14 protein-coding genes are annotated in these 12122 nt (G+C 48.2%); 8 read left to right on the forward strand and 6 right to left on the reverse strand.

Annotated elements, in window-relative coordinates:
- The first annotated feature begins 21 nt into the window (after nucleotides 1-21).
- Both TTER_RS01820 and TTER_RS15520 read left to right on the forward strand, forming a co-directional pair.
- Nucleotides 22-1014, forward strand: coding sequence for an NAD(P)H-dependent amine dehydrogenase family protein (locus TTER_RS01820; protein ID WP_169302601.1), 993 nt, complete (start codon nucleotides 22-24; stop codon nucleotides 1012-1014).
- 5 nt (nucleotides 1015-1019) lie between these two features.
- Nucleotides 1020-1691 carry a hypothetical protein gene (locus TTER_RS15520; RefSeq protein ID WP_012874324.1) on the forward strand — a complete coding sequence of 224 codons (672 nt, stop codon included), beginning with the start codon at nucleotides 1020-1022 and terminating at the stop codon, nucleotides 1689-1691.
- 18 nt (nucleotides 1692-1709) lie between these two features.
- Here TTER_RS15520 and TTER_RS15525 read toward each other — a convergent pair whose 3' ends face one another.
- Nucleotides 1710-1865 (reverse strand): hypothetical protein, encoded by a 156-nt coding sequence (locus TTER_RS15525; RefSeq protein ID WP_012874325.1) that lies wholly within the window; start codon nucleotides 1863-1865, stop codon nucleotides 1710-1712.
- Nucleotides 1866-2031: 166 nt separating this feature from the next.
- Here TTER_RS15525 and TTER_RS01830 point away from each other — a divergent pair, with 166 nt between their 5' ends.
- From TTER_RS01830 to TTER_RS01840, 3 genes are read left to right on the forward strand one after another with little or no spacing between them, the layout of a single operon-like run.
- Nucleotides 2032-3738, forward strand: a complete 1707-nt coding sequence (locus TTER_RS01830) for an ABC transporter ATP-binding protein (protein WP_012874326.1) — start codon at nucleotides 2032-2034, stop codon at nucleotides 3736-3738.
- A complete protein-coding gene (locus TTER_RS01835; protein ID WP_012874327.1) occupies nucleotides 3739-4500 on the forward strand; it encodes an energy-coupling factor transporter transmembrane component T family protein in 762 nt (253 codons plus the stop codon).
- A gap of 32 nt (nucleotides 4501-4532) precedes the next feature.
- The gene (locus TTER_RS01840) at nucleotides 4533-5363 is read left to right on the forward strand and encodes a QueT transporter family protein (RefSeq protein WP_012874328.1); all 831 of its coding nucleotides are present in this window, start codon (nucleotides 4533-4535) and stop codon (nucleotides 5361-5363) included.
- A gap of 24 nt (nucleotides 5364-5387) precedes the next feature.
- Here the strand turns inward: TTER_RS01840 and TTER_RS01845 are convergent, their stop codons facing one another.
- On the reverse strand, nucleotides 5388-5813 hold the full coding sequence (locus TTER_RS01845) for an Hsp20/alpha crystallin family protein (protein ID WP_012874329.1): 426 nt from the start codon (nucleotides 5811-5813) through the stop codon (nucleotides 5388-5390).
- Between the two features lie 121 nt (nucleotides 5814-5934).
- Between TTER_RS01845 and TTER_RS01850 the strand changes: the two genes are divergently transcribed.
- The 3 genes from TTER_RS01850 (at nucleotide 5935) to purU (ending at nucleotide 8749) form a co-directional block, all read left to right on the forward strand.
- Nucleotides 5935-6363, forward strand: coding sequence for an archease (locus TTER_RS01850; protein ID WP_012874330.1), 429 nt, complete (start codon nucleotides 5935-5937; stop codon nucleotides 6361-6363).
- Between the two features lie 18 nt (nucleotides 6364-6381).
- On the forward strand, nucleotides 6382-7815 hold the full coding sequence (locus tag TTER_RS01855; protein WP_012874331.1) for an RtcB family protein: 1434 nt from the start codon (nucleotides 6382-6384) through the stop codon (nucleotides 7813-7815).
- Between the two features lie 82 nt (nucleotides 7816-7897).
- On the forward strand, nucleotides 7898-8749 hold the full coding sequence (gene purU / locus TTER_RS01860; protein WP_012874332.1) for a formyltetrahydrofolate deformylase: 852 nt from the start codon (nucleotides 7898-7900) through the stop codon (nucleotides 8747-8749).
- A 5-nt stretch (nucleotides 8750-8754) separates the two neighbouring features.
- On the opposite strand, the gene TTER_RS01865 is transcribed toward purU, so the two are convergent.
- The 4 genes from TTER_RS01865 to TTER_RS14495 form a co-directional block, all read right to left on the reverse strand.
- Nucleotides 8755-9321: a YdcF family protein gene (locus TTER_RS01865; protein ID WP_012874333.1), complete on the reverse strand. Its 567-nt coding sequence runs from the start codon at nucleotides 9319-9321 to the stop codon at nucleotides 8755-8757.
- Nucleotides 9322-9409: 88 nt separating this feature from the next.
- The gene (yedA, locus tag TTER_RS01870; RefSeq protein WP_012874334.1) at nucleotides 9410-10342 is read right to left on the reverse strand and encodes a drug/metabolite exporter YedA; all 933 of its coding nucleotides are present in this window, start codon (nucleotides 10340-10342) and stop codon (nucleotides 9410-9412) included.
- 188 nt (nucleotides 10343-10530) lie between these two features.
- A complete protein-coding gene (locus TTER_RS01875; RefSeq protein ID WP_012874335.1) occupies nucleotides 10531-10851 on the reverse strand; it encodes a hypothetical protein in 321 nt (106 codons plus the stop codon).
- Between the two features lie 26 nt (nucleotides 10852-10877).
- On the reverse strand, nucleotides 10878-11870 hold the full coding sequence (locus tag TTER_RS14495; RefSeq protein WP_012874336.1) for a hypothetical protein: 993 nt from the start codon (nucleotides 11868-11870) through the stop codon (nucleotides 10878-10880).
- Nucleotides 11871-12122: the final 252 nt, after the last annotated feature.

Consider the following 12122-nt stretch of genomic DNA (forward strand, 5'->3'; position numbering starts at 1 on the left):
GTGGATGTGGGAGAGCCTATTGTGTCTGAGATAAGAGTAATTTCTTTCGGTCTTGGCCCTATAGGGTCCGAGGTGGCGAGAGTCGCTGCTTCCAAAAGCAATATGCGTCTGGTCGGCGCCGTGGATATAGACCCATCTAAGGTCGGTCGTACAGTTGAGGAGGTAACTGGTGCCCCTTCCGAGGTCATAGTTAGCTCCTCTCTGGAGGAAGCGTTACAGAATACTGAAGCAGATCTTATCCTTCACACAACTTCATCTTTCCTGGAAGTAGTCAAGCCTCAGATAGAGTCCGCCATAGAAAAGGGACTAAGTGTTGTTTCCACCTGTGAGGAACTTTCTTATCCTTGGCGTACCTATCCCGGTCTGGCAACTGAACTAGATATGAAGGCCAAGGAGGCGAACGTCAGGATACTGGGGACTGGGGTGAATCCTGGTTTTGTTATGGATGCTTTTCCTCTGACAGTGACTACAGTTTGTCAAAAGGTGGACCGCATTCACATAGAGAGGGTGGTAGATGCTGGAGGTAGGCGGCTGCAGCTGCAACGCAAAGTGGGTGCTGGGCTGACCGTTGAGGAGTTTAGGCAGCTTGTGGCCACAGGGAACGTAAGGCATGTAGGCTTGCCTGAGTCAGCTTGGATGATCATCGATGCTATGGGTTGGGAGTGCAAAGATTTTGAGGAAAGCATAGAGCCCATAGTTGCGGAGCGTGAGATATTAGCTGCCATCGGCAACATACAGCCAGGTCAGGTTGCGGGAGTTAGGCAGACGATCAGAGCTTATGGTCGGGATATAGAGAAGTTAGTACTGGACCTAAAGATGTACGTAGGTGCCGATGAACCTGTTGACCACATACAAATATGGGGTATACCGGATCTGGATCTGAGGTTCGATGGTGGCGTGCATGGTGATCGCGCTACTGCCTCTATAGTAGTTAATGCTGCAAGCGTTCTTATGAATCTGCCCCCTGGTCTGAGGACTATGCTCGATGTGATGCCTTTAAGGTTCCGCAGCTAGCGATCATGAAGCATCTTCTAAGTGGGCTGCTTGCTATACTAATTGCTACATGTTGGGCATGCAGCCCACTTGGATTTCTGACTCAGGGGAGTGGATCCTCAAAAGTACATCTACCCACCCCAACGGGCTTCAGCTCCCCTGCAGCTGTTGTTACCCCTACAACAAATAGCCCAGCTTCGACTCCTTCTGTTATCCCTAGTGCAACACCATCGAAAGTTATATCGTCTAGTATAGCTTTTGAATCTAAGATCTATAACTACACTCTGAAGCTACCTGCAGGTTGGTACGGAGTAAGTGGTGGGATAAGCTCTGCCGGAGTAAGGGGTGATGTGTTTTATCCGAGAAAGCCTGGAGTTGAGGCTTATATTACGGTGTTTGCCGAAGACCTAAATCCGGGTGTCAACCTCGATAGCTACGTAGATGCCAGCGTGAACAATATCAGCAGGATAGCCGGAGTGAGAGTTCAAAGATTAGGGGATTATAGAGGTGGACTTATATCAGGGCAGTGGCTAGCATGGACTGATTTTAGTAAGTCACCCGAGGTGTTCTACATTAGGCAACTAGTATGGGTTTATGGTAGTAAGGCTTGGGTAATGACCTTGAGAAGTAAGGATAAGAACCTCTCCAACTACATTTCTGTACTGGAATTTATGGCTGCCACGTGGAGGGCCGAGTAGTTCCACGTGGCCTGCTGATCAAGTTAGGCTACCGGTTAGCCACAGAATCAGTATGATCAAGATTATTAGAGCGACTGGACCAATGCTCACATAAGGACCGTATCTGCCGTAACCCCATCCCCCGAATAGTATAGCTATGATAAGCAGTATGATGAGCAACCATAGTAAAGACATTTACTCCCCTCCCTACAATGATTACTCGGCCCCCGAAATCAATCGGCGTAGTAATAGCATCTACCGTGCCAACATAAAATAAAGGCTTAGTTGGCCTAGAAACACTCTCTTGTTAAGTGCAAAATGTGGTAGTACAATCACGACGCTTGATATTACTGGAGCGCTTATGCAAGAAGATATACCCATCAAGATTGAATCTTTTACTTGGAGGTACCGTGGCCGGAAAGAGCCTGCCGTTCAGTCCCTCAGCTTGGAAGTCAAGCAAGGCGATTTCGTAGTGATAATGGGTCCCTCTGGTGCCGGCAAGAGTACCCTTGCCATCTCTCTGAATGGCCTGATCCCTCATTTCTATAGGGGCAAGATGGAAGGAAACGTCTTTATATTTGGTAAATCCACTCGGGATAGTCGGGTCGGCGAGCTGGCTCGTTATGTGGGGCTGGTTTTCCAGGATTTTGAAGCTCAGTTGTTCTCCACCAACGTGGCTCTTGAAGTAGCTTTTGGCCCTGAGAATTTCTGCGTACATCCAGATGAAATAGGCTTACGGATAAGAGAATCCTTGGCCAAAGTGGGTTTGCAGGGTTTTGAGGAGAGGCGTCCTGCTACCTTGTCCGGTGGGCAGAAACAGCGCTTAGCTATAGCATCTGTCTTGGCTATTCAGCCTAGAGTTCTATGTATGGATGAGCCCACTACCGATCTTGATCCCATTGGCAAGGAAGGTGTTTTCAAAATCGCTCGCAGCCTTGAGCAGGAAGAAGATGTCACACTCATAGTTATTGAACATGAGACCGAAGAAGCCCTCAACGCTGACAGGATAGTGTTGATGAGAGATGGTCAGGTAGTGGCAGATTATCCTGCCAAGGAAATGCTGCGCAAGGTAGATCTTATGGAAGAGTGTGGGGTGATGCCTTTGCAGGTGCCTCAGTTTTTCAGTGTGATGGGCGTACCAGAAATGGAGCTACCTCTTACCCCTGAAGAAGGGGTGCAGGAGTTTCGACGCCGGGGATATAGAGTGGACGAAGGGGCCTACACGAAGCTTGTGGAAGAAGAAAAGTCCAGGATGGAATCTAACCATGAAGTTATTATCGAGGTTCGAAACCTGAGCCACATGTATCCGGGTGGAGTGCTGGCACTTGAGGATGTAAACCTAAATGTTCATAAAGGGGAATTCTTGGCGATTCTTGGCCAGAATGGCTCTGGGAAGACAACTCTGGTTAAGCATTTCAATGGTCTGTTATATCCAACCTCCGGTAGTGTCAGGGTAAATGGTGAGGAGACACGCAAGCTAGGTATCAGGACACTGGGACAACATATAGGCTATGTCTTTCAGAACCCGGATCACCAGATATTTTCTGATAAGGTCTATGATGAAGTCGCTTTTGGGTTGAGGCTACGCCATACACCTGAGAGCGAGATCAAGCAGAGAGTTGCCGATGCCTTGAGGGCGGTCGACTTGGAAGGATATGAAGACGCTGATCCATTCTCCCTTACCAAAGGTGAGCGACAGAGAGTAGCTGTGGCATCTGTTCTTGCGGGCAATCCCGAGGTCCTGATCCTAGATGAGCCCACCACTGGCTTGGACTATTCCCAGCAGCGCAGCATGATGGAGCTAGTAAAGAGGTTGAACGAATCTGGCTCGACCATCATCGTAGTCACACATAGCATGTGGTTGGTTGCTGAATATGCGGACCGAGTTGTAGTCATGAAGGATGGCAGAGTTTACCTGTCTGGGACTGTGCGAGAGGTGTTCTCCAGGGAGGAGGAGCTGCGAGATGCCGCGCTAAAGCCACCTCAAATAGTGTCGATGAGCAATCTGCTGGGCTATACTGTGCGTTCGGTTGAGGAGCTAGTACATGTCACTAAGGAGAATAGATAGATGGATCCCTATTATTTGTATATAGATCGGGATTCAATATTCCATAGGCTTGATCCTCGTACCAAGATGCTGCTGCTCCTGGTAACCTTTGTGTTAGTTTTCATCTCTCTGAACCCTCTTTATTTGTTAGCCATATTGTTGTTGGTTTTACTAGCTGGTTATGTAGCTGGGGTGTTGGTCAACCTTCGGAGGATTAGGTTTGTATTGTTCATGATAACTCTGGTGACCATAGTCCTTTGGTCTTTGTTCCAGCAGGGAACTACTCCCCTATTCTGGATCGTAGAGCGTGAATCCGTCGTTTACGCCGTATCTGTGGCTATTAGAATAGACACCATGGTTATAGCTGGCCTGATCTTTCTTTCTATAACTCGTAACGAAGACATAGCCATGGCGCTAGTAAGGATAGGTATACCATATAGGTTTGCTTTTGTGGTCTCGACAGCCTTGCGCCTGGTCCCGACGATAGCCTCCACTACTACCACCATCACCCAAGCACAGAGATCTAGAGGGTTGGATCTTGACACGGGAGGCCCAATCCAAAGGATAAAAAACTACATCCCCTTGTTAATACCTGTTTTCATCTCTACAATAAGATCCACCAATATATTCAGTATGGCGCTAGAGTCCAAGGGGTTTGGGGCGATGCCAAGTCGTACCTACTATCTACAGTTGAAGATGGTAGGAAGGGACTTTGTAGTTATATTCATTGCTCTAGGTTTATTGGTATTCATCATATTAGCTCGTATCTTGGGATATCTATAATCTTATTACATAATTCGGGGAGGGCTTATGCAATGAAGGAAGTCTTTACTATGTGGAAGTATACCCAGATGATTGTTCTCACGGCGTTGAGCGCAGCTATTTACGCAGCAGTTCTTATACCTTTCAAAGGATTTGTTATTATTCCTTCTCTCACTGAGGTTAGACCAGCCAACGTGTTCCCGTTCGTGTTTGGTCTTCTCTTTGGTCCTGCCGGTGCATGGGGGGCAGCGATTGGAAACCTAATAGGAGATTTCTTTGGTACTCTAACCCTAGGCAGCATCGGAGGATTTGTTGGTAACTTCCTGCTAGGGTACATTCCCTACAAGCTATGGGGGGCAATATTTTACAATTCCAAGGACAAGGAGCCTTCTATCAACTCGGGCAAGAAGCTTGCAGCTTATATCGCAGTGGTGATAGTAAGCTCTGCCGCGTGTGCCCTTGTGATTAGCTGGTTTGCAGATTTGATCAGGCTTGCCCCATTCGCTGCTCTCTCGGTAATAATCACCATCAATAACGCCATTGCCGGGATAGTGCTGGGGCCGTTTATTCTCTTGATAATCTATCCTCGCATCAAGCAGTGGGGCTTGCTTTGGACCGAGATCATGCGTCCTGAAGACGTATCTCCCTCGGTATCTCCTAGGTTGGGGCAGCTATTGGTATGGATAGGCGCCATAGGCGGAGTGATTGTAGGACTTATAATAGCTCTTGGGTTGTATAACCAGGCAATGGCAGCTGCTGGCTTTGGCAAGGGCACGCAAGGGGGTGTAGCCCTGGCCATAATAATGATCCCATTCATAGCTCTAGTTTTCATTGGGGGCTGGATGCTCGGAGGTAAGGAACAAGTATTGGCCATGCAGGAGTAGCAGATAGCTCCTGCATGGCTTGGTCTATTTCTTGGCACGCTGCGACATATCTACTGGTGTCATATCCTTGCCCGAATGCCCTACGTGTTCACCACGGGTGGACTCTAGCGGAGTGAGGGTGAACTCCTGTGGTTCAATATGCTCTTCTTTGGTTAGTAATGGCATGGAAACTACAACTATGCCGTTTCCATAGGTAGCGTTGACCAATGAGGGGTTCACCCTCTCAGGCAACTCCACTTCCCGGTAGTATGGTCCCACCGACCACTCAGATATAATCAGATCCCTGAGGTGCTGCTTTGGCCCTCTTTCAGACCCACTTAATACTACTTTGTCCATAGATACAGTTATCCTTATGTCTTGTGGTTCGAGTCCGGGCATAGGAGCAGCTATCACTAGATGTCCTTCCCCTCGATAAAGCCTTATAGGTAAATTCTGCTTTTTGTCCTGCACCTTTGTCTCCTCCCGTGTTTGCTGCACCTGTACAGCAAGAAAGATGCTAGCGGCATCGCCCTTGCGGAACTAATCCTTAGAGCACAAAATATATCTTGCTCAGCATATTATCTTCAATCTTATGGGGAATATGAGCGATATTTATGACTACGAGTACTTTGATCACGATGCAGATGTTGGCATAGTAGGCAGGGGAAGTTCGCTAGAGTCGGCCTTCGAATCTGCCGCAAAGGCTATGTTCGCGGTCATGCTGGATTTAGAAGCAGTTAAGCCGGAAAAAGAAGTAGTTTTTGAATTCGAGGAAGAAGATCCAGAGCTTGCCTTATTTACCTGGCTTAACAAGCTTCTGGTCTTAGCTCGAGAGTATGATCTGGCGCTAGGAAAGTTTCATTTGGTTAGGCAAGGTAATAAGTGGATAGGTAAGGCATGGGGACAGCCCTGGAGCACGGACCTTGAACGTGGAACTGAAGTGAAAGGGGCTACTTTCACTATGCTTTCGGTCGAGCAGGAGAATGGAGTGTGGCAGGCTAGGTGCGTAGTAGATGTATAGGTCAGGGAGGGAAGGCAGATGGACCTGTCAAAGCTAGAGAAGATAGATGAGTATACATGGACAGTGCCTCTTAAGCCTGGGGAGAAAAGAGCTCCCGTAGTTCTGTATGGAACCAAGGAACTGCTCAGGTCTATGGACGACAAGGTACTTGAGCAGATAACTAACGTGGCAAAGTTACCCGGAATAGTCGGCAAGGCTATGACTATGCCCGATGCACACTGGGGTTACGGATTCCCCATTGGCGGAGTAGCTGCATTTGACCCGGAAGAAGGAGGCATAATATCTGCTGGGGGCGTTGGCTTCGACATCTCTTGTGGTATACGCTGCCTACGCACAGACCTATCGTTGAGAGATCTCGAGCCCTATGCCGAGAGGCTGGCTGATGAGCTGTATAAAACTATTCCTGCTGGTGTAGGAGAAGAGGGAGAGATCAAACTTTCCCCTAAAGAGCTGGACAGAGTGCTTGAAGGCGGCGCTGAGTGGGCAGTCAGGGAAGGTTATGGTGTGCCAGAGGATTTGGAGTATATAGAAGAGCATGGACGGATGGAGGGCGCTGTCCCTGAGTTCGTCTCAAAAGAAGCGAAGAAGCGCCAGAAAGGTGAGATGGGTACCTTGGGGTCAGGTAATCACTATCTTGAAGTGCAGGTCGTAGAGAAGGTTTACGATCAGAAAGCTGCGGAAGCGTTCGGCCTATGGGAGGGGCAGATAGTTGTATCCATCCACTGCGGCTCCAGAGGGTTAGGACACCAGATAGGAACTGATTACTTGCTGTCACTGGCCAAGGCTGCTCAAAGACTTAAGATTGACTTACCAGATAGAGAGCTGGCATGTGCCCCTATAACCTCTCCAGAGGGGCATGAGTACATAGGGGCGATGAATGCAGGTATAAACTGTGCCCTTGCAAATCGACAGATATTGACTCATCTCACCCGCCAGGCATTCAGGAAGATAATACCTGGTACTAAGGTCGAGACTCTGTATGATGTTTCTCACAACACATGTAAGCGCGAGAAACATGTCATAGATGGGCGTGAGAGATTCGTCTACATCCACCGGAAGGGCGCGACGCGCGCGTACGGACCTGGACACCCAGATATACCCCAAAGATACCGAAATATAGGCCAACCAGTACTGATCGGCGGCAGTATGGGGACGGGGTCTTATATATTAGTAGGAGTGGATACGAGCGAGCAACGCGCTCTCTCCACGGCATCCCACGGCGCAGGAAGGGCGCTAAGTCGTAGGCAGGCTCTCAAGCAGTGGTCCGGCAAGGAGATCATTCAGCAACTGGCAGCGAGAGGCATAATAGTACGCGCACACTCATCTCGAGGTGTTGCAGAGGAAGCTCCTGATGCTTACAAAAACGTGGATCTTGTAGCGGAGGCTACGGAATATGCCGGCTTGGCTAACAGAGTTGCCTTATTGCGCCCTAAGATATGCGTGAAGGGTTAGCGAGATCGCATCCTCTACTGGCGCGAAACCAGTAAAATAATGAGGCAATCCTTGCATACTTCCTCGAAGACTTGAGGTGTCCATGAGCTATAACATTAGGTTGCTTATTGATTGTCCAGATCGGAAGGGTCTTATAGCAGCTATTTCTTCGTTTATAGCTATGCATAACGGCAATATCCTGAGCGCTGATCAATACGTTAGCGATTCAGGAAGATTTTTTATGCGTCTTGTAATAGAGGGTGAGGGGTTTGGCCTGCGAAAGGAGGAGTTTGGGGCTGCCTTTACTCCGCTCGCCAGGCAGTATTCTATGAATTGGCAGATATATTACACTGATCAACCTAAGCGGGTGGCTATACTTGTGTCCAAGCAGGATCATTGTCTGGTTGACTTGCTGTGGAGGTGGGATGCCGGAGAACTTCCGGCTGAGATACCTTTGGTGATCTCAAATCATACAAATGCCGCGAGCAGGGTGGAAGCCTATGGGATTCCTTTTTATCATCTGCCAGTGACGAAGGAAACTCGAGAAGAGCAGGAGGACAAGATCCTAGAGCTCCTAGATAAGTACTCAATAGACCTGGTAGTACTTGCACGGTACATGCAGATACTCACACCCAAGGTGGTGAACGCGTATCGCCAGAGGATGATAAACATACACCATTCCTTCCTTCCAGCCTTTGTGGGGGCTAATCCTTATCATCAAGCACATGCTAGAGGCGTTAAGATTATAGGAGCTACTGCTCACTATGTGACAGAGGAGCTAGATGCAGGCCCCATAATCAATCAGGATATAGCTCACGTGTCTCACAGAGACACAGTTCAGGACATGATCAGGATAGGACGTGAAGTTGAGCGAAGGGTACTAGCGCGTGCGGTCAGATGGCATCTTGAGGACCGAGTATTGGTCGATGGTAACCGTACGGTTGTCTTCGAGTAGGGGGCTCAACGTCCCGATATTCTGTAGGCTGTATAAGCTAGTGCCTCCCTGATAACATACCTGGTCTCAGCTGCGGGATCCTTATCTATAGGACTGTCGGGAGTAGGGGAACCAGTTACCCTAAAGCCAAGCGATTTGGCCATCTCCAGGGATCGATACATATGGAATCTGTCGCTTACGATGATCAAAGATCGAACATGTTTGGGTTGCAGCATGTTTTTGGCTGCACGCAAGCTGCTGTAAGTGCTTCGGCCATGAGGTACTGCCACGAGTGAGCTAGAAGGTATGCCCCTTCTTAAGAGATAGCGTACACCAGAATCCGCTTCGGTATAGGTGTCCCCTCTCGCCTTACCTCCCACAACCACAACCTTCGGGGCAAGCCTCTTCTTATATAGAGCGAGCGCGTGGTCCAGCCTTGCTCTGAACACAGGGGAGGGTCTACCGTTGTACTGGGCAGCTCCAAGTACGAGTATAGCATCCGACTTCACTGCATTGTCGGTGTTTCCTACCTTATGGATCTCTATTAGTACGTTTCCGAACCAGACAATTACCAACAGAAGCGCTATGATCAATAACAGACGCTTTATAAGCTAGCTCCTTACTACCAGTAACTTATTTGAAAAGGTTTCCGTATGATTAGATGCAAGCTTTAGAGCCTTTCTAGTCCTCTTTTTCCATACTAGGGCTCTTAGTCATAACTACTATAGCTATCCCTAAGATTATAAGGGGCATGGAAACGATTATCATTGGGCTTATATGTTCGTTCCCAATGAACGCGCCTAATATCACTGCTACTATCGGATTGACGTACGCGTAGCTTGTCGCCAAAGAAGGTCTGACGTTTTCCAGTAGAAAGCTATAGGCAGTAAATCCGACCAGAGAGCCTATCATCGTGAGATAAATTATCGCTACAGAAGCCTCGAAAGTTATTGGAAGGCTTATTTTTTCCCCAAGAATCAAGCCAATCAACAACATCAATGCTCCCCCTGTAAGCATCTCGCAAGCACTAGCCATAAGCCCTGATGGAATAGATAGCCTCTGGCTTATGACTGAGCCAAAGGACCAACAGATGGAGGAGGCAATTACTATAGCCGCTGATATAGGCTCTGATCTTAGTTGTCCATCTAGATTGAGCAGCGCTACTCCGAGAAAACCGATTGTCAGACCTATCCACTCTAGCTTGCCTGGTTTTCTTCCCATCAAGCTAAGGAATATTGCTGCCCACAAAGGCGTGGCCGCTATAACTAAGGCGACTAGGCTAGAGGCTACGTTCTGCTCAGCAAAGCCTACTCCACCATTTCCTATAAGCAGGAGGAGAGCACCCACTAAGGCGCAAGAGAGCCATTGTTCTCTTGTAGGTTTTGAATGACCTTGAAACCGTAACCATATATAGAGTACGGAGCCCGCTATCAGGAATCTTATTCCCCCTAGAAGCAACGGTGGGAAGCTGCTTAGGGCAAATTTTATGCCTAAGTAAGTGGATCCCCATATGAGGTATACTGCTAAAAGTGCAAGCAAGATATGTATAGCAGAAGGAGCGCCCTTCTTAACCAGGCCAGGTCCTGTGTCTAGCAGCTTATCTTCAACATTCATATTCTGCAGGTTGGAAACTAAGTTTTTGTTACTCTTCAGTGGTATATAGGCTCAGTATACTCAGTATATACCATTACCTCGGCGCCACTCTTGCCAGTTATTTGGCACAGAGAGTTGGTCCTTACGAATACTGTTAAGTCTTGTTTGCCTATATCTAAACAGGCAAAATCTCTGATGCTGTAGGCTAATTAGTCTTCCTCTGGCTCGTCCTCAGCGATGCTCTCACCTGTAAGCTCCTGGTATCTCATAGCATAGGCAACATCGGCCGTCATGCCCATGTCCCATAGATCCTCTCTGTCAGGATACATCTTCCTGGCGATACGCAGCGCCCAGTAGTTGCCCAGATAGTATTTCTTGATCAGCTCCTGTGGGTCGTTTACTTCTCGTAGCTTCTCTAGCATTACATAGGTGAGTTCCTCGAACTCAGGCTTCAATCTGCCCCTGCTCTTCCATCTCTCCCATCTACCTAAGGCTCTCCGCCACTGAGCAGGCATCCTATCGACAGCCATTCTCTTTTCTTACCTCCGGTTCTGGATTAATCAGTTTGCTCCTTGGGCTCAGTATCTTGCTTTGGAAACAGCTTTCGGGCTCTCTCCAGTGCGTCGGAGTAGAACTTTCTGAGCAAGTCGTTGCTGGGCTGCAATCCTGTGGAGTAGTAATACTGAGCGCTTCTACCAACCACAAATGTGCCAGCGTAGGCGATTATAGTCTTGGGTATGGCGCCCACACCAAAAGGCATTAAGTCTGCCAGCTCCCTGGCTACTGTTCTCCAGAAGAAGCCAGCTCCGACGACTGGTATTATCTCCGCTAGAATCTTTCTGCCGCTATGTATGTCTTGGCCATTTACCGCGGCCAGCTTGAAGACCAGCATAATTTGGTTCTTAGTGAGCACAAGCAGATCGGCACTAGCTGCTGCGATGTTACCGATAATAGGTATAACCATAGGGATATTGGACATGAGCGCAAATTGAGCATTAGCTCTTGAAGCTTCGGATATAAGCTGATTGGCAACTATCGGTCTGAAGGGTGGAAGTTGCCTTGCAATAGCTATGTCAAATGCATCCAACTCTTGCAATATTGTACGCAATAGGGTCTCGATAGAATCCTGGATACGTACTAGCTTGATCTTGGCATGAGAGTCCCGGATCATGCTGTTGAACCTGTCCAAAGTGTTTTGATCCCCAACAAGCGCTGCAGCATTCAAGAGCAATACTATGATAGGTAGCCCTATGCGAGCTATCCTTCCCAGTAGTTCTAGGTCCGATTGTCTGACCTGTCCGTGGTCCAGTACATAGAGTACTAATGATGCTCGCTCAAATACTGGAGACCATCCAGTATTTGCATCGTGCTCTATCAAGGTTCCAGAGGTATAGCTTGCTCCTCCTGATAAAAGGTTTGTGGTCTTTTGGCGAAGCTCTCGTGATGGGCCGGTTATCACCAGCGCAAAAGGCATGCTGGCTTTCTCCCGTACCTCATCTAAGCTGACCTCTTTCATGAGATTGATCAGGGTTCTGGTTCTGCGAATCATAAATCTCCTCTTTTTAGAAGGGATAGCCCAGCTTACTAAAATTAGTATCATAGATAGGGTAAGCCAAGTTTACACGAAAGGCAAAGACAGGTGGAATTTCGTCACGAATGGGAAGTTGTGATTGATGCTCCTGAGGAAACTCCAGGGCTTCGGGTCCGTTGTGTTTTCTGCAGAGCAGTGGTGGAGGTGATAATGGTTGAATCCCCTGAGGGGGAGATATTTTTGCGTACTCATCTTATAGAAGAGGGAGCT

It is taken from the genome of Thermobaculum terrenum ATCC BAA-798 (genome assembly GCF_000025005.1).
GTDB lineage: Bacteria > Chloroflexota > Chloroflexia > Thermobaculales > Thermobaculaceae > Thermobaculum > Thermobaculum terrenum.

Excerpts from the sequence above, each read along its gene's own strand:
- TTER_RS01875 (WP_012874335.1), bottom strand. The coding sequence starts at position 10,851 with ATGGCTGTCGATAGGATGCCTGCTCAGTGGCGGAGAGCCTTAGGTAGA.
- yedA (WP_012874334.1), bottom strand. The coding sequence starts at position 10,342 with ATGAATGTTGAAGATAAGCTGCTAGACACAGGACCTGGCCTGGTTAAG.
- TTER_RS15520 (WP_012874324.1), top strand. The coding sequence starts at position 1,020 with ATGAAGCATCTTCTAAGTGGGCTGCTTGCTATACTAATTGCTACATGT.
- TTER_RS01830 (WP_012874326.1), top strand. The coding sequence starts at position 2,032 with ATGCAAGAAGATATACCCATCAAGATTGAATCTTTTACTTGGAGGTAC.
- TTER_RS01840 (WP_012874328.1), top strand. The coding sequence starts at position 4,533 with ATGAAGGAAGTCTTTACTATGTGGAAGTATACCCAGATGATTGTTCTC.
- TTER_RS01835 (WP_012874327.1), top strand. The coding sequence starts at position 3,739 with ATGGATCCCTATTATTTGTATATAGATCGGGATTCAATATTCCATAGG.
- TTER_RS01850 (WP_012874330.1), top strand. The coding sequence starts at position 5,935 with ATGGGGAATATGAGCGATATTTATGACTACGAGTACTTTGATCACGAT.
- TTER_RS14495 (WP_012874336.1), bottom strand. The coding sequence starts at position 11,870 with ATGATTCGCAGAACCAGAACCCTGATCAATCTCATGAAAGAGGTCAGC.
- TTER_RS15525 (WP_012874325.1), bottom strand. The coding sequence starts at position 1,865 with ATGTCTTTACTATGGTTGCTCATCATACTGCTTATCATAGCTATACTA.
- purU (WP_012874332.1), top strand. The coding sequence starts at position 7,898 with ATGAGCTATAACATTAGGTTGCTTATTGATTGTCCAGATCGGAAGGGT.
- TTER_RS01855 (WP_012874331.1), top strand. The coding sequence starts at position 6,382 with ATGGACCTGTCAAAGCTAGAGAAGATAGATGAGTATACATGGACAGTG.